Raw genomic sequence first — 19,093 nt, 5'->3', positions numbered from 1 at the left:
AGGTGGAGGCGTGAAGCTGGCCAAGACCGCCGACGAAGCCGCCGGACTTGCAGGCAAGATTCTGGGCATGCAGTTGGTCACGCATCAGACTGGCCCGCAAGGACAGAAGGTTCAGCGCCTGCTCATCGAAGAGACTCTGCCGATTCAGCGCGAGCTTTATTTGGGAATCGTCCTCGATCGCGCCGCATCGAAGCTGGTCTTCATGGCGTCAGCATCCGGCGGCATGGAGATCGAAGAGGTTGCGGCCAAAGATCCGAAAGCGATTTTGAAAGAGACTATTGATCCCGCAGTTGGCTTTCAGCCGTTTCAAGCGCGAAAACTTGCATTTGGGCTTGGATTAAAACCCGAGCAGGTGAATCCAGCGGTGCAGTTAATGACTGCGCTGTATCGCGCAACCGTCGAGACCGATGCTTCGCTCTGCGAAATAAATCCATTCATCACGACGACCGATGGCCGCGTTTTCGCGCTCGACGCCAAGATGAACTTCGACGACAACGCGCTCTTCCGCCACAAAGACATTAAAGAGCTACGCGACATTGCAGAAGAAGATCCGCTGGAAGTCGAAGCGTCGAAGTACAGCCTCAATTACATCCGCCTCGACGGCAACATCGCATGCATGGTGAACGGCGCCGGCCTCGCTATGGCGACGATGGACATCATTCAATATGCAGGCGGCATGCCGGCGAATTTCCTTGACGTCGGCGGCGGTGCGAATGCCGAGCAGGTTGAGCACGCGTTCCAGATTCTGCTTAGCGACAAAAATGTGAAGGCAGTACTGATCAATATCTTCGGCGGCATCCTGCGCGTGGATACGCTGGCAAAAGGCGTAGTCGAAGCGGCGAAGAAAACCAAGATCGCGCTTCCAGTGGTATTGCGCCTCGAAGGCACAAACGTAGAGCAAGGCCGCGAGATTCTGAAGCAATCCGGTTTCAACTTCATTGTCGCGAACACGATGAAAGATGCTGCTGAAAAAGTCGTCGCGGCAGCGAGGTAATCACACCAGAAATCATGTCCATACTTGTTGACCAGAAAACACGACTGATCGTCCAGGGCATTACCGGACGTGAGGGTACATTTCACGCAAAGGGTTGCGCTGAGTACGGAACGAAGGTGGTTGGCGGAGTTACTCCGGGAAAAGGTGGAAGCATCCACGAGGGCTGGCCGGTTTTCAACACCGTTGAAGAAGCAATGCGCGAAACCGGCGCGAACGCGACTGTGATCTTCGTGCCTCCCCCGTTTGCCGCTGACGCGATCATGGAAGCTGCCGATGCCGGCATGCCGTTGATTGTCTGCATCACCGAAGGCATTCCTGCCATGGACATGGTCCGCGCCTGGGAATACCTCCGCGGCCGCCGTTCGCGTCTCATCGGTCCTAACTGCCCGGGGATCATTTCTCCAGGTAAGTGCAAGATCGGGATCATGCCCGGCCGCATTCACAAGCAGGGAAACATCGGCATCGTTTCCCGTTCCGGGACGCTGACATACGAAGCCGTCTACCAGCTCTCGCAACGCGGCATTGGACAATCAACGGCTATAGGAATTGGCGGCGATCCGATCATCGGCACGACTTTCGTCGATGCGCTCAAGCTGTTCAATGAAGATCCGGAAACGGAAGCGATCATCATGATCGGCGAGATCGGCGGCAATGCCGAAGAAACCGCGGCAGCTTACGTAAAGCAGCACGTGCGCAAGCCAGTGGTCTCGTTCATCGCTGGGCAGACTGCCCCGCCCGGACGTCGCATGGGCCATGCCGGCGCCATCATCTCCGGCGGACACGGCACTGCGAGCGAGAAGATCAAAGCCCTCGAAGCAGCGGGAATCAAAGTCGCAAAATCACCCGCCATGATCGGCGAAACCCTGGCCGAAGTCATCGGCGCAACTGCGCGCGCAAGCTAAGGACAAACATTAAGAATGAAGACATTGCAACGAACATTCAGTATCGTTAAGCCGGACGCGGTCGCCAAAGGCGCGACCGGCGACATCCTCGCCATGCTGCAGCACGCCGGCTTCAACCTTCTCGCCATGAAAATGATCGAGATCAGTAAGGGTCAGGCAGAAGGCTTCTATGCGGTCCACGCCAGCCGGCCTTTCTTCGAGTCGCTGACGACGTTCATGTCATCGGGCCCGATTGTTGTGCTCGCGCTGGAGAAGGAAAACGCCATTGCCGATTTGCGAAAGCTCATGGGCGCCACGGATCCCGCGAAAGCTGAGCATGGAACCATTCGCAAAAAACACGCCGCGAGCATCGAAGCCAACGCGATCCACGGATCGGATGCGGAAGAGACCGCGCGCTTCGAGTTGAGCTATTTCTTTGCGGGTTACGAACTGACGAAGTGAGATGCAGGGTGTATTGGCGTCAATCTTTTAAAACCTGTCATCCTGAAGGCCTGCTTTTGACCGAAGGATCTCCGGCAACATTCAGGCCTTTCTTGCTGGCGGTAAGGCTCCTCTCCCAAAAGTAGGGCAGCATGGGCCGAGGAGCCACATGAGTGCAATTTCACCTCAAACTTCCCGGGAGATCCTTCGCCAAAGGAGGGCTCAGGATGACATGTTTTAGACCAAGGCTGCCTGAACTAGTCACTTGGTGAGCCGGTGCGTTCGAGCTAGATACTCTGCACAGGAATGCTGAGCAGGTCGTCTACGAGTCCGATTTCTTTCTGCAGGAACGGCTCGGCGTATTTCACGCCGGCGAGCATTCCGTAAAAACGCGCCATCGAATGAATCCGATCGCGAATCTCAGCCTGCATGGGGAAAATACCGCTGCCTTCTTCCTGATCTGAGAACTGTGATTTATAGGCCATCAACGCTGCTAGTCGCGTTTCGAACTGCTCGGAGATATCCACGACGAAGGTCGGACGAACGTGATGATAGAGCGTCGCATACACGATCTTGAAAGGGCGATGCGGCGCGAGATTCTCAAAGTTTTCAGCCCGAACGCCTTCTTCCTGCAGCTTGCGCGGAATTTCGAGCTTCTTAAGTCCCGCAAGAAAACACGCTTCGTAGCCGACGGTTGCACAGGTGTAATGATCAGGATGTCGGCCTTCCCAATATGGGAGGATTACAACGCGCGGTTTCGTGCGGCGGATTACCTGCGCGATCTTCAGGCGATTCGTCCATGTGTTTTCGACGCGGCCGTCGGGGATGTCGAGGGCTTCCCGCCAACCGACACATAGAATCCGCGCAGCCTCCATTGCCTCGCGTTCGCGGTCTTCAGCAGTGCCGCGCGTCCCCATTTCCCCGCGGGTGAGATCGAGGATGCCGGAGCGCTGACCGTTCTCGGCCGCTTTCAGCAGGGTTCCGCCGCAGGTTTGCTCAACGTCATCTCGATGAGCGGCGATAGCCAGAATGTCGAGTTGCGTGGATAGCTGCGGCTTTGCGGCTGACATGAGCTAGGCCAGGCTCCCGGACTCCACGACAACGTTCTCTCTGACGATCAGCCGCGGGCCGGCCATCTCCTTCAGCTTCGGCAGGACGCGCGTGACGTGCTCGTCCTGATCGACGAAAAGCACGACTAGAGGAAGCTTTCCGCCGGCATCAACCAGCGTGCTTGTTTTCACCCGGCTGCGTCCAATAAAGCCAGCTACAGCATGAATCACAACCGCATTTGCAATATTTTCCTGGCGCAGGTAGTTCAGAATCTGCAGGTGCGCCGGCCGGCGCTGATACTCATCGCCTTCGGTGAGATAGATAGTGACTTGAACGGCCACGGGCGGAATTGTAAATGAGGGCATGTGTTTCACCACGGAGGCACGGAGAACACGGAGAAGAAGCCAACAAAAAGGGTTTCGAGTTTCGAGTTTCAGGTTTCAAGTTTCAGGTTTCGGGAAAGCCTACGTCAATCGATACTTTGGAACCACGCCTTGCCGAAACCTGAAACTTGAAACTAGAAACGGTTGTGTTTTCCTCCGTGTCCTCCGTGTCTCCGTGGTAAAACTGCTCTAAATCCCCCGCGCGACCGCAGCACCGGCGATCACGGCTGCCAGGCAAAGCAGATTGTTGCTCAGGATGTTGAGCGCGAAGAGACTCCAGTGCCCCTGCTCAAAATAAGCAATCGTCTCAAACGCGTAACTGGAGAACGTGGTGTATGAACCGCAGAAGCCGATTGCCACCAGCCAGCGCCATTTCGGATCGACGAAGACGCGCTCGGTCGTCCAGATCATGAACAGCCCCAAAATGAAACTACCGGTGATGTTGATGAACAGCGTGCCGTAAGGAAAGTTGGTTGAGACCACTTTGGCGGCAAGCCGGCTTACAAAATAACGGAGGTTGGCGCCGAGGATGGCGCCGAGAGAAACCCAGAGATATGCTCGCATGAAGTTCGCTGCCTTCGAGACTTCCACCCGTCCAGCCAGGCTGGAAGTGAGATGGTAGGAGTCATCAGCCGTCGGGGCGGCGGTTGAGGCGAACTCCATCGCCTTACATCGTTATTCATTTTAAGACAGAGCTGCGAAGCTGCGCAGCCACTAAGCTTTGCAGCTAACTTTTTCTTTCCACGAGAAAGTGCGCGAGTTCTTTCAAAGTCTGCGCGCGCGGGCCGAAGGAATCGAGGGCTGCGCAGCCGGACGCGATAAGAGCGTCGGCTCGGTGAACAGATTCGTCAATTCCATACACAGCAGGATAAGTGGCTTTCTCGGACGCAGTATCTTTTCCGGCAGTTTTTCCGAGTTGTTCAGACGACTGTGTGACATCCAGCACGTCATCGACAATTTGAAACGCGAGTCCTACAGCTCGTCCAAAACCGCGCAGCCGTTCGACCTCGGCGTTCGTCCCGCCTGCGAAAATCCCACCCGTAACTAAGCTGGCAGTGATCAGCGCCCCGGTTTTGGAACGGTGAATGTACTCGACAATCTTTGCATCCGGCTTACTATTCTCAGCTTCGAGATCGAGTACCTGGCCGCCGATCATCCCATCAATCGTGCCGGTTGCATGAGCGATCTCCTGCACAATGCGGATGCGGTTTTCGGCCGGACCCTGAAGCTTGCTGAGCACTTCGTACGCATAGGTTTGCAAAGCATCGCCGGCGAGAATCGCTGTGGCCTCTCCAAAGACAACATGGCAAGTCGGCTTTCCGCGACGGAGGTCGTCATTGTCGAGCGCCGGCAGATCGTCATGGATCAGCGAATAGGTGTGCAGCATCTCCAGCGCGCTGCCCAACTCTTCGATCCCTTGCGGCAAGGCGCCGACAGGATTTTCGCGCTGCACCATGCGCGCCGCTTCCATGCACAGCACCGGGCGAAGTCGCTTTCCGCCCGCGAATACGCTGTGGCGCATGGCTTTGTGAATGGACGCAGGCACCTGCGTCTCGCGCGGAAGGAGACGGTCGAGGGTAGAGTCGATCAGCGCGCAGCCAGAAGCCAGGGTCTCCTTGAGCATTGTTGGCGAGTATAAACGACGGGCTTAACAGCAAAACGAACGCTCTCTACAAGAGAACTGTCATCCCTCGCGCAGCCGAGCTACTGTTCGCGCTTCCACAATTTGCGTTTGAGAGAAGTTTGGTGGCAGTATCAGGCCTCAGCGTTGCGACGCTCAGAGCCTCTTCAGCAGCGCCTTTGCCTGCTCCAATTCAGGAAAGAGCTTTTCTTCTTCCTGAAAAGCTTTGGGATGAACGCAGCGCCGGCTCCCATTCAGCTTTACCGGATGCTTCAGGTGAAGCATTTCGTGATAGACGAGGTACTCGATTCCATAGCGCGGCATGTCGGCGCGATCGAAGACGCGGCTGATGACGATGGTATTGTGCGCGGGATCGTAATGTCCAAGGCTCTGCCGTGAGACGTGGCGGCTCCATGTCATCAGCGGACGCGCAAGGAGTCCATGAAAGAAGCGCATGTTGAGGTCGTCGAAGATGGTCTCCAGGTTGTAGTGGCGTCCCTGCGCAGTCAGCAGTACCTTGCGCCCGCGCTCCTGCCGAACCAGGTGCGCTTTGCGCGAAACATCGCGTCTGCCTAAGTAGCGGCGATAGCGCGACGCGTGCCGACTTTCAATTTCCTTGCGATACAGTTTCGCCAGCAGGATGTGCGCGATGGCGTGCAGGACATCTTCCGGCGCTCCGGATAGCAGATCAGAGATGCGTACCAGCACCTTCCCTTGTCGCAGGCGAATGGTGTTGTTGATGTTGGAAAATGGGAAGAACTCGACGTGGAACTCGGGATAAGGCGCTCGCGGACGCAGCTCGCGGTATGCCTCAAAGAAAATTTCCGTCAGCTTGGGGATCACCTAAATCGAATTTAGCACGTAAGCACTAGCCCGGTTACTGTTGCGCAACTTTGCCTCGCGCAAACTCATTCTCGTTTCGCGATTGCGCGATTTCGTGATTTCGTGATTGAAAAACCCAATCACGAGTCACGAAATTCCAACCTTGCCGCCCAGGCTTTCGATCGCACGGGGCTTCACTTCTTCTTCTTCGCAAACTTCACGTTCTGCTCATCGAGCAGCTTGCGATTTGTCGTGGCGCTTTGATCGACGGATTCGATCGCATCGTCGAGTGCGAATTTGTAGTCAGAGGCTTCGTCGATGTTCTTGGGGTCGTTCTCCGCGTTCTTCAATTCGTGCAGCTTCGTCTGAAAGTCGCTGTCCATTTCTACAACTTGCTTCAGCGGCTTGCGCAGATCGGCGCTGCGCTCGTCGTAGTCGTCAACGTTGTCGTCGATTTCATCGACCAGCGTGGAGATGTCTTCGAGCAGGTCATGCATCCGCTTGCCCCGATCTTTGGCTTTGGGATCTGTTCGTACCTGCTCGAGCGAAGTCATGCGCGCCTTGGTGAACTCGACCATCAGCTTGAGTCGCTTCTCCGGCTCGATGGCAGTCTCGCGGAGCTGGTCGACTTCCGCGTCGGTGAGCGGATCGCGATCGTGGATCTGCGACCACAGCGGCGCCGACGTCACAATCAGCACGGCTGCCAATCCTATTGAACGAATGCGCATAGAGGGCCTCAATTCTTGAAGACCTGATTCAAAATGTCGTCGTCGGCGGCTTCGATCTTTTTCACCACTTTCTCGATCGCGTCTCGATCTTCCACCGAGAGTGCCTGAGCGATGTCGGAAAGGCGCCGCGCCGACTTGTGCAGCGTCAGCTCCGCCTGCTTCAGCTTATGGTGACTCTTCTTACCAGCATCGCGCGCTTTCTCGGCGTAGGTACCGATGTCGTTGAGCGTCTGCTGCGCGGGCTTGAGTTCGCCGGCATTCATCTGGTTGTTGAACTGCTCGACCAGATCGCGCACCAGTTCGGCGGAGTTGTAGCAGATTTCGCGTTCTGAGTCGTGCTCGACCTTCTGCTTGAGTTGCTCGATCTTCGCTGCTTCTTGCTGTTCGGGTGTCGTGCCCGGCTTATCAGCAAGCGAAAATGATGACAGCACGCAAACAATGATGAGGATCCGCTTCATTTCAGCTTCTCAATCGCAATCAACCGGTGCCGGGCCTTCCATTCTTCGTCAGGATACTTTCCGTTTGCCGCCGCGAGGAATTGGCGATAATTTTCCGTGGCTTCCGGAAAGCGCCGCAAATGATCCAAGGCCGTCGCACGCAGGAAGAACGTTCCAGGATTGTCGCCCAGCAGCTTAGTGCGAATCTCCAGCGCCTTCAAGGTGAGATCGTACTGCTGATTGTCGGACGCAACTACCGCTAGGTCGCCATACGCCGGAGCCAAATTGGGATTCAACTTGACGGCGGCCAGCAGTTGCTCCTCCGCAGGCGCCCATTGGTGCTCATGCATGAGCGCGAGGCCGTACTCGTAGCGAAGCTGTGCGTCGTTGCTGCTCGTGCCAACGAGCAGTTTGTAAATAGGAATGGCATCAGTCTCGCGATGAACGGCGCTGAGTAGCGCGGCTTTTTCGCGCAGCACGGCCGGATCATTTTGGTTGCCGGCTGCGTCTAGCTCATGAAGTGCTTCGTCATTCTTGCCTTGAGCGGCCAGAAGGCGTCCCAGAAGCAGATGCGCTTGAGAGTCGTTGGGCGCGGTGACAAGATACTGCCGCACGTTTGTTTCCGCCTCGGCATATTGCTTTGAGGCGACAGCGACGTTCACCAGTCCGCGCAGTGCCTGCGCACGTTGCTGAGTATCCGTTGCGCTGAGGCTTTGCTGATACTGCGCTTTGGCCTGGTCAAGCTTGCCGGAGTTTTCATACAACTCGCCAAGCAGCAAATGCGGTTGCGGATCGTTCGGCGCCATCTTCGATGCGCTGAGGAAAGCTTGTTCAGCTCCGGCTGAATCGCTCGGTAGGAGGATCTGTCCGAGTGTGAGCCATGCATGCTCTCTGCTCCGCTCAGGATGGCTCGCCGGCTGCAGTTCGGTTGCGGCCTTCAGGTATTTGGCGCCTTCATCTCTCTGGCCTCCTGAAGCGAGCAGCATTCCCAAATTGAGATTGGCTTCGAATACCTTGGGATTTATTTCGAGCGACTTGCGATATGCAGCGATTGCCCGATCATGCTCGTTCAGCGCCTGTTCGGCGTAGCCGAGGTCGTACCACGCCTGATAGCTCTTGGGATTTTTTTGGGTGGCTTGCTCTAAAAGCGGCTTTGCTCCGGCAGCATCGCCTTTGCTGAGCAATGTTTCGGCCTGATCGAGAAGATCCGAAGCAGGATCTTCCGCGACAGCGACAGGATGATGCCGAACGGATCGTGCAGTGTCTTGAGCGAATCCAGACGCAACCAGAGCGCACAGAAGCAGTGGGATAAATCTCTTACTGCACCAGCGCATCACCGTTAGAAGACGAGTTCCCATTCTTCGACAAAACACGCGCGAGCCACTGACCGGTATGCGATCTCTTGTTACGCGCGATCGCCTCAGGCGTGCCGGTGGCGACGACCTCACCGCCACGTGCGCCGCCTTCGGGACCGAGATCGATCACCCAGTCGGCTGCTTTGATTACATCTAGATTATGCTCAATCACGATTAAAGAGCCACCTGCTTCGATGAGCCGTCGAAAGGCCGCAAGCAGCTTGCTCACGTCGTCGAAGTGCAGACCTGTAGTCGGCTCGTCGAATATGTAGAGAGTGCGTCGTGCAGCCGACCGGCGCGATCGCGAGCCATTTTCGGATTCTTCATCTCGATTGCCGCGTCCATCACCGACTCGCGGAGTCAAATGCGCGGCCAACTTCATGCGTTGAGCTTCGCCTCCACTTAGCGTCGTCGCCGACTGCCCAAGCCGCAGGTATCCGAGTCCAACTTCTTCCAGAACCCGCAGCTTGTCGGTAATCTTCGGGACGCCAGCGAAGAACTGCAGCGACTCCTTCACGGTGAGATTGAGGACATCGTGGATGTTCTTGCCCTTGTAGCGAATCTCGAGAAGCGTAGGTTTATAACGCGTGCCCCGGCATTCTTCGCACGTAAGTTCGACATCTGCCAGGAACTGCATTTCCACGGTGACAGTCCCATCACCCTGGCAGGCCTCGCAGCGTCCGCCAGGAACATTGAACGAGAAGTGCCCCGCGCTGTAGCCGCGCTTCTGCGCCTCCGGAAGAGACGCGAAGAGTTCACGGATCGCGTCGAACGCCTTGATGTAGGTCACGGGGTTGGAGCGTGGGGTGCGGCCGATCGGTGACTGATCAACCAGGATTACTTCTTTGATCAGCTCTCCACCTTCGAGCCGCTGGAAGAGTCCGGCTGCGCTTCCCGCATCGGTACTGCCCGTGACAGCAGCCGTGGCCTTATATAGAACATCATGCACAAGCGTCGATTTTCCCGAACCGGAAACGCCAGTTATGGCCACCAGCATCCCCAGCGGGATGGTTACGTTGATGTTCTTCAGGTTGTTCGCCCGCGCGCCAATCAGGCGAAGTTCGCCGGAAGCTTTGCGCCGTGTAGACGGAATTGGAATCGCGAGATTATGGCTAAGATAACGACCGGTGAGCGATTGCGTATTGCGCGAGATTTCGCCGTAAGTGCCCGCAGCAATGATCTTGCCGCCAAGCTCGCCGGCTCCCGGTCCGAGATCGACAATGCGGTCCGACGCGGCCATTACTTCCGGATCGTGCTCAACCACAAGAATGGTGTTTCCGAGATCGCGCAGTTCGTGAAGGATTCGCACGAGCCGATCCGTGTCCCGGCTATGCAATCCAATCGAGGGCTCGTCGAGAACGTAGAGCGCTCCGACCAAACGCGACCCCAGCGAGGTTGCGAGTTGAATGCGCTGCGACTCGCCGCCGGAGAGAGTTGACGCGGTCCGATCAAGTGTCAGGTATTCGAGACCGACACTGTTCAAGAACCCGAGGCGATCTCGAAGCTCCTCGAGAATCTTGTCTGCGATTTCCGCCTCGTGTGCCGTCAGCTTTACCTCTGCGATAAAGCGCCCCGCCTGCTCGACGGTCATCGCGGTCACATCGCAGATGTTCTTGCCATTGATCTTCACATTGCGTGCTTCGGCGCGCAGGCGCTGTCCCTGGCAATCCTGGCAAGTCGCGTAACCGCGATATCGGCTCAGGAACACCCGTACATGGAGCTTGTATTTCTTGCGCTCCAGGAGCGAGAAGAACCCCGTAATGCCCGGAAATTTTCCTTCGCCCTGAAGAATTAGCAGACGCTGATCTTCTTCGAGGTCGCACCAGGGCACGTCGAGCGGAATGCCATGAACTTTTGCGAACCTCTTCAGCTCGGTTTGGAAGACGCGGTACTTCGGCTTGGTCCACGGCTCGATTGCGCCATCGTTCAACGTGAGCAGCGGATTGGGAATGACCAGATTGAGATCGAAATCGATGGTGTTGCCGAATCCCTGACAACGCTGGCAGGCGCCGTATGGATTGTTGAACGAGAACAATCGCGGCTCCGGCTCTTCATACTTGCGTCCGCAGGTCTTGCACTCGAAGCGCTGCGAGAAACGAAGCTGGCGGCGCGGACTCTCGTCGCGCGGAACAATTTCGAAGATGGCCTCGCCAGACTCGCGATAGCCGATCTCTAACGCATCGACGATGCGTGCGCGCTGGTCGGGCGCGAAGGCGATACGATCGACCAGCACGAACACCGGTTCTGCGAAGCTCAGCTCCAGCAAGGACTCCGGTGTCGAGAACTCAAAGATGTTCCCGTTCTGGTACAGGCGATTGAATCCGCGCCGGCGCAACTCTCCAAGACGATCTTTGAGTTGATCGCTCAATCCGCCATTTGTCTTTGCCGAAGCTTTGGCCCGTCCACGTTTGCTTTTTTTGTCGGCCGCATTCTGCGGAGTTGTTGGGAGCACGGGAAAGAGCACGTTAAAGCGCGTACCCTCCGGCAGTTCGCTCAAAGCGGCGAAGACCTCGTCAACCGTGTCCTTCTTTACTTCCGTTCCGCAATTAATGCAGAACGTCTTCCCAATCCGAGCAAAAAGCAGGCGCAAATAGTCGTAGATTTCCGTCGCGGTCGCGACCGTGGACCGAGGGTTGCGTGTGGTGTTCTTCTGCCGGATTGCGATCGCGGGAGAGATGCCGTCGATCAGATCGACGTCCGGCTTCTCGATTCGTTCCAGGAACTGGCGCGCGTAGGCGGAGAGTGACTCAACGTACCGGCGCTGGCCCTCAGCATAGATGGTGTCGAACGCCAGAGATGATTTTCCGGAACCCGACACCCCCGTCACCACGGTCAAGGTGTTATGCGGGATCTCAAAATCCACATTTTTCAGGTTATGGACGCGTGCGCCGCGCACCACGATGCTCTCATTCGACATCCGGTAAGACCTATTCCCGCTGCACTCAGGAAGGGTCGGGAGGCAGAGGGGAATCTTTGATTATACCGTCTTGAACTTGCCTGGCGGACGCCCCGGCAGCAGCGAGGAGGCCTGTCAGCACGAAGAAAACATCTCGAAAACGCCGATGGAGCATCTTCCCGTTTTGGCAATTGGAGCCAATTTGGGAATGCCTTTGATTTCCGCCTATATTTCTATATCCATTGGACTTAGATTGAGATTGCGAAGCCAGCTCTCGACCTTCATTCCTAAAATGACCGGACCACGCGTCAATTAAGACCAGTTTGAATTGCATTTTGAACAACTTAGCGCTTGTTGGATTGGAACTCGCTCTGCAACTGGCGCTGAGGTGAATCAACCATCCATTCTGGTCTGTGGGTTCTCGGGCGGGTTATCGGATGGCTGATCCGTCGCCTTTCGGCTCTTCTCTCAACTCGCTGAATCCTTCCGATCTTCTCGTTGCGGATGCAGAGTCCTCTTCTCTCGAACTCTGCCGGGAAGTTCTTACAGATGTAAGGCTCACGATCCGCGAGGCGCTCGATGCCGACACGGTGATGGACGCGCTCGAGTCGGGGCTGGTCGATATTCTCCTTCTTAGCCAGGAGCTTCCCGGAGCTCAGGACCTGGAGCTTCTCCGCCACACTCACTACTGGTATCCAGAAACGCAGGTCGTCATGATTTCCGACGCCCCCAGTTATGCTGCGGCGGTGCGGGCAGCCAAAACCGGCGCCTTCGATTATCTTGCAAAGCCATTGGACCCCTTGGCTTTGCGGCATACAATCGAGCGCGCGATGGAACAGTACCGCATTGAAGCAGGCCAGCACAGCATTATGCGTGAGTCGCCGGATGCCGACGGAGCCTATGGCATCGTGGGTAAGACGCCTGCGATGATGAAGCTCTACAAGCTAATCGGTAAGATCGCCGGCAACATCCATCCTGTGCTGATCCTGGGCGAGAGCGGCACGGGAAAGGAACTGGTTGCCCGCGCCATCCACTACAGCGGGCCACGCCACGGTTGTCCATTTGTCCCCGTGGACTGCGGCACTCTGGTTTCCACGCTGATGGAAAGCGAGCTCTTTGGTCACGAGCGCGGAGCGTTTACCGGAGCCGAGCGCTCCAAAGACGGCCTTCTGAAGATTGCTGAAGGTGGAACCGTCTTCCTCGACGAAATCGGAGAACTCCCACTAGAACTCCAGGCAAAGCTCCTCCGAGCACTCCAGGAGAAGGAGATTCGTCCGGTGGGAAGCAACCGGCGCATCCGCATCGACGTGCGAGTGATTGCCGCGACAAACCGAAAGCTGGAGGAAGATGTAAAAGACGGCCGCTTCCGTAAGGACCTTTATTTCCGCCTGAACGTGGTTACGCTGAAGCTCTCTCCACTCCGCCAGCGCATGGATGATCTTGATGATCTCATCGATACCTTTCTTGACAGGATCGCCAGGACCACTGGTCAGCCGCGAAAGGAAATCTCTCGGGAGGCTCTGCGTCTGTTGAAGAGCTACTCCTGGCCAGGGAACGTGCGAGAGTTGGAGAATTTTGTCGAGCGGGCGGTCGCTCTCAGTAGCGGAAAGATGCTGGAGCCTATAGATTTCCCCACCCAGATCAGCGCGCGACTGAATGCCTCGCGTCCTCCGAGCGAAGAGCCGCTGCGTCGGATCGGCAGAGTGGTGCCCATCGCAGAAGTCGAGCGCCACGCCATCCTTAACGCAGTAGCTGAAGCCAAGGGCGACAAACTCTTGGCGGCTCAGATGCTCGGAATCGGGAAGACCACCCTGTATCGCCGTTTGCGTGAATACGAGCGCAAGAAACAAGATGCCACAACCTCGAATGCCTCTCCTGCATGACAAATGTTGCAGCCAAGGGGCTCCATGGCGCAGATTCTGAGAGCATTTCCTGCGATTGCATGAAGATGGGTGGCGCGGCTTGACGCTTTCCACAGGCATCCAAGGTAAGTTCCTTTCCCTCTAATCCCCTGTGTTGGTTGCTGTTCCGGGTAGTCGGCCTTCTCTCCGGCTTCGAGTTCAAGCAGCAAATAATCTCAATCTCCGCTAACAAGTCAGATCCGGCACTTCGTGGAGGCTTCGCAGCAGCGGGAGGACAAGCGGTGCAGGCAGAGCAAAACCGCCAGCTAGTTATCGACATCCAGCCAGAAGCAGAATCCAGCGAAATCCAGCAACACGGAAACCTTTGGGACGAGAGCGCCGCATCGGAGTTGGCCCAGCGCATCAACTCGCTCGGGGATTGGTTTCATAACATCAACATTAATGGTGTCTGGACGGCGCCGAACCACTTCTTGGGCGATTTCCCTAATGTGAAGTGGAAACACATCTGCAAAGCGTTTCCCGAGGATATGCAGGGAGCGTCGGTACTCGACATCGGCTGCAATGGCGGCTTTTACTCGATCGCCCTCAAGAAAAGAGGTGCTGGGCGTGTGCTCGGCGTCGATGTCGATGATCGTTATTTAAACCAAGCTCGTTTCGCGGCGGAGACCCTCAGGCTGGAAATCGAATTCGAGAAACGCTCGGTATACGACGTCGATCAGATCGAGGGCCAGTTCGACTACGTTCTCTTCCTGGGCGTCTTTTACCATCTCCGCTATCCGCTCTATGCACTGGACAAGATCATCAAGAAAGTCCGAGGGAGGCTGTTCTTCCAGAGCATGATGCGCGGTTCTCAGGAGGAGCGGCAGTGGAACGAGGATTACCAGTTCTGGGACATGCACCCGTTCAAAGATCCGGATTTCCCATGCATGTACTTCATCGAGCACAGCTATGCGAGTGATCCCACGAACTGGTGGATCCCTAATCGCGGAGCGGTGGAAGGCATGCTGCGCAGCTCGGGGCTGGAGATCGTAGCCCATCCCGAGGCAGAAACATACGTGTGCGAGCCGCGGCGCGTGCAGCGCGACGGCAAGTACATTTTCGATTTAGAACTTTCAGGAACGCTGTAGCACATTCGACAGGGACGAGGACTCATGGTTGAAGCGGTAATGCTCTGGAATGAGCCAAACAATCTTTCCCACTGGGACTTCAAAATCGACACCGACTGGAAGATGTTTGCCGAGATGGCGATCATTGCCGCCAAAGCGATCCGCCGGGTGAATCCGGACTTGCCGATTGTGCTCGGCGGAATCTCTCCGATCGACCCACATTTCATTCAGCTGCTGGGAACGCATGGCGTTCTCGATGCGGTTGATGTCGTCGCGCTTCACGGCTTTCCTCTCGATTGGAATCACTGGAACGTAAACGAGTGGCCGGCGAAGCTGGATGAAATCCGCGCCGTGACCAAGCTGCCCATCTGGATCTCGGAGGTCGGCGCATCGTCGTTCGGAGCTGAAGAGGTCCAACTCTTTGGCCTGCAGCGCATGGCAGAGCTTCTGAGAGGACGTGTAGATCGAATCCATTGGTATAGCCTCTACGATCTGCCAGCCTCTTGGACCGCAACCACTCGCCACAAAGAAGCCGAAGGCAGCTCGTACTATCGCCACTACTACATGGGGCTGCTGCGCGAAGACGGCACGCCCAAGCTGGCTGCCGAACATTTTCCCGACGGCCTCGGGATTTGTCAGTGGTTTCACTACGAAGACCACCGCCTTGATCCAGCGGTCGAGTGGCTCCATCGGCTAGGCGTGCGCTATTTGCGCACAGGCGTGAGCTGGGCAGACAGCTATCGTGAGAACGCCGAAGCGTGGTTCGATCGCCAGATGGGTGCCCTTGAGGACTTTGAAGTAACTATGACGCTTTGTTTCACGCCGGAGCATCTGGGCGTAGCTCCGCATTACACCAGTCCGCCGAAGGACCCAAACACGTTTGCGGAGTTCGCCGAGTGGGCGGTCACGCGGTATGCGGCGCGAAAGCAGGGAGATAAGGCGGATGCAGCTTACGCATCCGAACCTGTAACCAGATAACGAATTGGAGCCAAATGAGCGCAAAGAAAATTCTGATCACAGGTGGTGCTGGATTCGTAGGTTCGCACCTGGCCGATGCCCTGCTTGAAGCCGGACACGAGGTTCGCGTTTTCGACAGCCTCTCCCCGCAGGTACACGGGAACGGAGCCCCGGATTATCTCTCTCCCGAAGTGGAACTCATGGCGGGAGACATGCGCGATGCTGCTGCGGTTCGGAGAGCGATCGACAACGTAGACGTGGTCTTCCATCTCGCCGCTGCCGTGGGCGTAGGCCAGTCGATGTATCAGATCGCCGACTACATGTCGGCGAACACCCAGGGCACAGCGATTCTGCTGCAAGCGCTGCTCGATAGCAAAAACCGGATCGAGAAGCTGGTGCTGGCGTCGTCGATGTCTATTTATGGAGAAGGCCAGTATCTCTGCGCCAACTGCGGAGATGTCGCGCCTGCTCCGCGGGGATCCGATCAATTGCTGACCAAGCGCTGGGAGGTGCTTTGCCCAAAGTGTGGCGTCGAGCTTACGCCTGCTCCAACCACAGAAGCCAAGCCGCTGCAGTGTACTTCGGTGTACGCGCTCTCGAAGAAAGATCAGGAAGAGCTTTGCTTGCTCTACGGCCGGACCTACGATCTGCCGGTCGTGGCACTGCGTTATTTCAACATCTATGGCACACGGCAGGCTCTGTCGAATCCATATACAGGCGTGGCGGCGATCTTTGCCTCGCGTCTACTCAACCGCCATGCGCCGCTAGTGTTCGAAGATGGCCGCCAGATGCGCGACTTCGTCAGCGTCCACGATGTAGTCGCAGCCAATATGCTGGCGATGACTTCCGACAAGGCTAACGGACACGCTCTGAATGTAGGTTCCGGAATGCCGGTTTCCATTCAGGAGGTTGCGGATTCGCTCTCACGTGCGCTCAAGGTTGATATGCCCTGCGAGATCACCGGTAAATATCGTGCCGGAGACATTCGCCACTGCTTCGGCGACGTGAGCAAGGCGCGTGAGTTGCTCGGCTACGAGCCGAAGGTCAACTTCGATCAGGGCATCAAGGAAATGGTGGATTGGCTGCGCGAACAGACCGCGGACGATAAAGCGGAAAAGATGGTTGCGGAACTGCAGACATTTGGGCTCACGGCTTAACGCCGAGAACCAAACAAAGGAAACAGAGGCGAATAGTGAATCGAGACGAAAACCGGTCAGCGCTGATCTTTGGCGGAGCCGGATTTATTGGCGCGAACCTGGCGCGTCATCTACTGGTCGATACAGAGGCTCGCGTCCATATCTTTGACAATCTCTCGCGTAAAGGCGTGCAGCACAATCTGGAACAGCTTAAGAAAGCTGCCGGGAAATCCGGCAGATTGCGCGTGACCATCGGAGACGTTCGCGATGCCAATGCGGTTCAACGCGCAGCTCGCGATGCAAGCGAGATTTACCATTTCGCAGCGCAGGTCGCCGTCACTACTTCTGTGGCTGATCCTCGATGCGATTTTGAGACGAACTGCATTGGAAGTTTCAATGTTCTTGAGGCAGCCCGACTGTCCGGCAACCGGCCTTTTGTTCTGTTCACCTCCACCAACAAAGTCTACGGCGAGATGCTCGACGAGCCGCTGACGAGCAGTGTGAGCCGGTACGGCTATGCCGGGCGGAAAGCCGTCTCCGAGGATCAGCAGCTCGATTTCCATTCGCCGTACGGCTGCTCAAAAGGTGCTGCTGACCAGTACGTTCGCGAGTACTCGCGGATGTACGGCCTGCCCACCGTTGTCTTCCGCATGTCATGCATCGCCGGCGAAATGCAGTATGGGAACGAGGACCAAGGCTGGGTAGCGCATTTCCTGTACACCACATTGCGCGGCGCGCCGCTCGTGATCTACGGCGACGGCCGCCAAGTACGCGATGTTCTCTATGTAGGCGATCTGGTACGCGCGTTCGATGCTGTTCGCTCCTCGCTACAGAAAACAGCCGGCCAGATCTACAACGTTGGCGGCGGACCTGACAACACAGTTTCTCTCGTCGAATTGATCGATCAGATTTCGGCGATGACGGGCAAGCGACTGCGCTACTCGCACGAGCGGCGTCGGCCTGGCGATCAGCTCATTTACGTGAGCGATTACTCGAAGCTCACGCAGCACACCGGCTGGAAACCGAAGGCGTCCGTGCGAGAGACGCTGCAGGCCATTTACAACTTCTGGCGCGAGCATCCGGAGATCTTCGGCGAGGCTCCCGCTGCTCGAGAACTGGAAGCTCCTCTGGCGGCAGGCTTGGGACTGCTCGAGAGGACGGCGTAATGAAGTACGCATTTGTAAACCCGAATTGGAACTTCACGGGATCGACCTACTTCGGCTGCACCGACCCGCACTATCCGCTGGAACTGCTGTTTGCTTGCCAGCAAGTGCAGCAGGGCGGAGATGAGCCTTTCCTTGTTGATGCTCAGGTGGAGAACTTGAGCACGAATGAGGTTGCGCCGAAGATTCGGGACTTCAATCCGGATTTTCTCATCGTTCCTACTGCTCCTTCGTACCTCTTCTGGCGGTGTCCGCCTCCAGAGCTCCGAGTTCCGAAAGAATGGTTCCAGGCGCTACGAGGATGGGGAACGCAAGTCGCGATTGGACCGCATCCGTCTGCTACACCTGCTGCCACTATCCGCAAAACCGGCTGTGACATCGCCATGCGCGGTGAGCCTGATCAGACAATTCCGCAATTGGGAAGAACGCCGTGGCTGGATATCGCCGGCTGCTGCTGGCGCGACGACAAAGGCGAGCACATCAGTGCCCAGCTTGGCGTCACCGATATGAAAGCGCTTGGCGCGCTCGACTTCCATAACTATCCGGTCGAGCTGCACCGGCATCGTCATCACGTGTTCAGCGGCGAGGGTCATGGCGCGGAACTCGAGTTCGCGCGCGGATGTCCGTGGGCCTGCACCTTCTGCAACAAGACACTGTTTCGCAATAAATTCCGCGAGCGCAGTGTCGAAGATCTTCTCTCAGAAATCGACGCGCTGATCGCGCGCGGAGTCGATTACATCTACTTCATCGACGAGATCTTCGGCGTGGGCAAGAACGTGCTGCGGCTGCTCGAAGGGATCGCGGAGCGGCCATTGAAGATCGGTTTCCAAACGCGCATCGATTTGTGGAATGAAGAAACGCTGGGTCTGCTCGGCCGCGCGCATTGCATTTCCATGGAGTGCGGCATCGAGTCGATTACGGAAGAAGGACGCGAAGAGCTGAACAAGAACTGCCGTATCGACACTCAGCGAATCGGCGAACTGCTGATCTACGCGCGGCAAAGAATTCCCTGGGTACAGGCGAATCTCATCCTGACCGAAAAGGATGACAAAGCCGAGATCCGTCGTTGGCAGGAGAATCTCAAAGCTCACGGCGTCTGGGTGAGCGAGCCGGTTCCCATGTTTCCCTTTCCGGGAAGCCCGCTGTACGTGCAGACCTTCGGCGAGGCGCCAGACGATACTGCTTGGGAACGCGCGCACCACTTCTATACTTCTCTGTTCAAGGACAAAGGCTACAGCGACATTCAGGAGCAACAGCCTGC

18 protein-coding genes and 1 riboswitch are annotated in these 19,093 nt (G+C 56.7%); of the genes, 9 read left to right on the top strand and 9 right to left on the bottom strand.

Features of this window, described 5'->3' with window-relative positions; translation table 11 throughout:
* The 3 genes from sucC to ndk all read left to right on the top strand — a co-directional run.
* A partial coding sequence (gene sucC, locus VFU50_21400) for an ADP-forming succinate--CoA ligase subunit beta (protein HEU5235428.1) occupies positions 1 to 994 on the top strand: 994 nt, incomplete at its 5' end.
* A 14-nt stretch (positions 995 to 1,008) separates the two neighbouring features.
* Complete coding sequence (sucD, locus tag VFU50_21395; GenBank protein ID HEU5235427.1) at positions 1,009 to 1,896, top strand: succinate--CoA ligase subunit alpha; 888 nt, start codon at positions 1,009 to 1,011, stop codon at positions 1,894 to 1,896.
* A 15-nt stretch (positions 1,897 to 1,911) separates the two neighbouring features.
* Positions 1,912 to 2,337, top strand: a complete 426-nt coding sequence (ndk, locus tag VFU50_21390) for a nucleoside-diphosphate kinase (GenBank protein HEU5235426.1) — start codon at positions 1,912 to 1,914, stop codon at positions 2,335 to 2,337.
* A gap of 266 nt (positions 2,338 to 2,603) precedes the next feature.
* Here ndk and bshB1 read toward each other — a convergent pair whose 3' ends face one another.
* The 9 genes from bshB1 to uvrA form a co-directional block, all read right to left on the bottom strand.
* Complete coding sequence (bshB1, locus tag VFU50_21385; protein ID HEU5235425.1) at positions 2,604 to 3,386, bottom strand: bacillithiol biosynthesis deacetylase BshB1; 783 nt, start codon at positions 3,384 to 3,386, stop codon at positions 2,604 to 2,606.
* A gap of 3 nt (positions 3,387 to 3,389) precedes the next feature.
* Positions 3,390 to 3,731, bottom strand: coding sequence for a DUF190 domain-containing protein (locus VFU50_21380; protein ID HEU5235424.1), 342 nt, complete (start codon positions 3,729 to 3,731; stop codon positions 3,390 to 3,392).
* Positions 3,732 to 3,938: 207 nt separating this feature from the next.
* The gene (gene crcB, locus VFU50_21375; GenBank protein ID HEU5235423.1) at positions 3,939 to 4,313 is read right to left on the bottom strand and encodes a fluoride efflux transporter CrcB; all 375 of its coding nucleotides are present in this window, start codon (positions 4,311 to 4,313) and stop codon (positions 3,939 to 3,941) included.
* 48 nt (positions 4,314 to 4,361) lie between these two features.
* A riboswitch (Fluoride riboswitch) is annotated at positions 4,362 to 4,425 on the bottom strand.
* 51 nt (positions 4,426 to 4,476) lie between these two features.
* Positions 4,477 to 5,373 (bottom strand): farnesyl diphosphate synthase, encoded by an 897-nt coding sequence (locus tag VFU50_21370; GenBank protein HEU5235422.1) that lies wholly within the window; start codon positions 5,371 to 5,373, stop codon positions 4,477 to 4,479.
* A 153-nt stretch (positions 5,374 to 5,526) separates the two neighbouring features.
* Entirely contained in the window at positions 5,527 to 6,213 is a 687-nt protein-coding gene (locus VFU50_21365; protein HEU5235421.1) for a M48 family peptidase, read from the bottom strand.
* 173 nt (positions 6,214 to 6,386) lie between these two features.
* Positions 6,387 to 6,920: a hypothetical protein gene (locus tag VFU50_21360; protein HEU5235420.1), complete on the bottom strand. Its 534-nt coding sequence runs from the start codon at positions 6,918 to 6,920 to the stop codon at positions 6,387 to 6,389.
* 8 nt (positions 6,921 to 6,928) lie between these two features.
* The gene (locus VFU50_21355; GenBank protein HEU5235419.1) at positions 6,929 to 7,378 is read right to left on the bottom strand and encodes a hypothetical protein; all 450 of its coding nucleotides are present in this window, start codon (positions 7,376 to 7,378) and stop codon (positions 6,929 to 6,931) included.
* On the bottom strand, positions 7,375 to 8,715 hold the full coding sequence (locus tag VFU50_21350; GenBank protein HEU5235418.1) for a tetratricopeptide repeat protein: 1,341 nt from the start codon (positions 8,713 to 8,715) through the stop codon (positions 7,375 to 7,377). Before VFU50_21350 ends, VFU50_21355 begins: the two co-directional genes overlap by 4 nt.
* Positions 8,675 to 11,629 (bottom strand): excinuclease ABC subunit UvrA, encoded by a 2,955-nt coding sequence (gene uvrA / locus VFU50_21345; GenBank protein ID HEU5235417.1) that lies wholly within the window; start codon positions 11,627 to 11,629, stop codon positions 8,675 to 8,677. The genes VFU50_21350 and uvrA overlap by 41 nt, the downstream gene beginning before the upstream one ends.
* A 416-nt stretch (positions 11,630 to 12,045) precedes the next feature.
* On the opposite strand from uvrA, the gene VFU50_21340 reads away from it, so the two are divergent.
* The 6 genes from VFU50_21340 to VFU50_21315 all read left to right on the top strand — a co-directional run.
* Entirely contained in the window at positions 12,046 to 13,491 is a 1,446-nt protein-coding gene (locus tag VFU50_21340; GenBank protein HEU5235416.1) for a sigma-54 dependent transcriptional regulator, read from the top strand.
* 260 nt (positions 13,492 to 13,751) lie between these two features.
* A complete protein-coding gene (locus VFU50_21335) occupies positions 13,752 to 14,597 on the top strand; it encodes a TIGR04290 family methyltransferase (protein ID HEU5235415.1) in 846 nt (281 codons plus the stop codon).
* Between the two features lie 24 nt (positions 14,598 to 14,621).
* A complete protein-coding gene (locus VFU50_21330) occupies positions 14,622 to 15,554 on the top strand; it encodes a beta-xylosidase (GenBank protein HEU5235414.1) in 933 nt (310 codons plus the stop codon).
* 14 nt (positions 15,555 to 15,568) lie between these two features.
* Positions 15,569 to 16,690, top strand: a complete 1,122-nt coding sequence (locus VFU50_21325) for an NAD-dependent epimerase/dehydratase family protein (GenBank protein ID HEU5235413.1) — start codon at positions 15,569 to 15,571, stop codon at positions 16,688 to 16,690.
* A 35-nt stretch (positions 16,691 to 16,725) separates the two neighbouring features.
* Positions 16,726 to 17,835 (top strand): GDP-mannose 4,6-dehydratase, encoded by a 1,110-nt coding sequence (locus tag VFU50_21320; protein ID HEU5235412.1) that lies wholly within the window; start codon positions 16,726 to 16,728, stop codon positions 17,833 to 17,835.
* On the top strand, positions 17,835 to 19,093 hold a 1,259-nt coding region (locus VFU50_21315; protein ID HEU5235411.1), incomplete at its 3' end, for a TIGR04295 family B12-binding domain-containing radical SAM protein. The genes VFU50_21320 and VFU50_21315, both read left to right, overlap by 1 nt.

It is taken from the genome of Terriglobales bacterium, assembly GCA_035764005.1.
Classification (GTDB): domain Bacteria; phylum Acidobacteriota; class Terriglobia; order Terriglobales; family Acidobacteriaceae; genus Gp1-AA112.
Note: the sequence above shows the minus strand (reverse complement) of the source record. Positions and strands in the feature narration are given on the sequence as shown.

What these genes read in the sequence shown, in the direction of transcription:
- sucD (HEU5235427.1), top strand. Translation starts at nt 1,009, where the DNA reads ATGTCCATACTTGTTGACCAGAAAACACGACTGATCGTCCAGGGCATT.
- ndk (HEU5235426.1), top strand. Translation starts at nt 1,912, where the DNA reads ATGAAGACATTGCAACGAACATTCAGTATCGTTAAGCCGGACGCGGTC.
- bshB1 (HEU5235425.1), bottom strand. Translation starts at nt 3,386, where the DNA reads ATGTCAGCCGCAAAGCCGCAGCTATCCACGCAACTCGACATTCTGGCT.
- VFU50_21380 (HEU5235424.1), bottom strand. Translation starts at nt 3,731, where the DNA reads ATGCCCTCATTTACAATTCCGCCCGTGGCCGTTCAAGTCACTATCTAT.
- crcB (HEU5235423.1), bottom strand. Translation starts at nt 4,313, where the DNA reads ATGCGAGCATATCTCTGGGTTTCTCTCGGCGCCATCCTCGGCGCCAAC.
- VFU50_21370 (HEU5235422.1), bottom strand. Translation starts at nt 5,373, where the DNA reads ATGCTCAAGGAGACCCTGGCTTCTGGCTGCGCGCTGATCGACTCTACC.
- VFU50_21360 (HEU5235420.1), bottom strand. Translation starts at nt 6,920, where the DNA reads ATGCGCATTCGTTCAATAGGATTGGCAGCCGTGCTGATTGTGACGTCG.
- VFU50_21355 (HEU5235419.1), bottom strand. Translation starts at nt 7,378, where the DNA reads ATGAAGCGGATCCTCATCATTGTTTGCGTGCTGTCATCATTTTCGCTT.
- VFU50_21350 (HEU5235418.1), bottom strand. Translation starts at nt 8,715, where the DNA reads ATGGGAACTCGTCTTCTAACGGTGATGCGCTGGTGCAGTAAGAGATTT.
- uvrA (HEU5235417.1), bottom strand. Translation starts at nt 11,629, where the DNA reads ATGTCGAATGAGAGCATCGTGGTGCGCGGCGCACGCGTCCATAACCTG.
- VFU50_21340 (HEU5235416.1), top strand. Translation starts at nt 12,046, where the DNA reads ATGGCTGATCCGTCGCCTTTCGGCTCTTCTCTCAACTCGCTGAATCCT.
- VFU50_21330 (HEU5235414.1), top strand. Translation starts at nt 14,622, where the DNA reads ATGGTTGAAGCGGTAATGCTCTGGAATGAGCCAAACAATCTTTCCCAC.
- VFU50_21325 (HEU5235413.1), top strand. Translation starts at nt 15,569, where the DNA reads ATGAGCGCAAAGAAAATTCTGATCACAGGTGGTGCTGGATTCGTAGGT.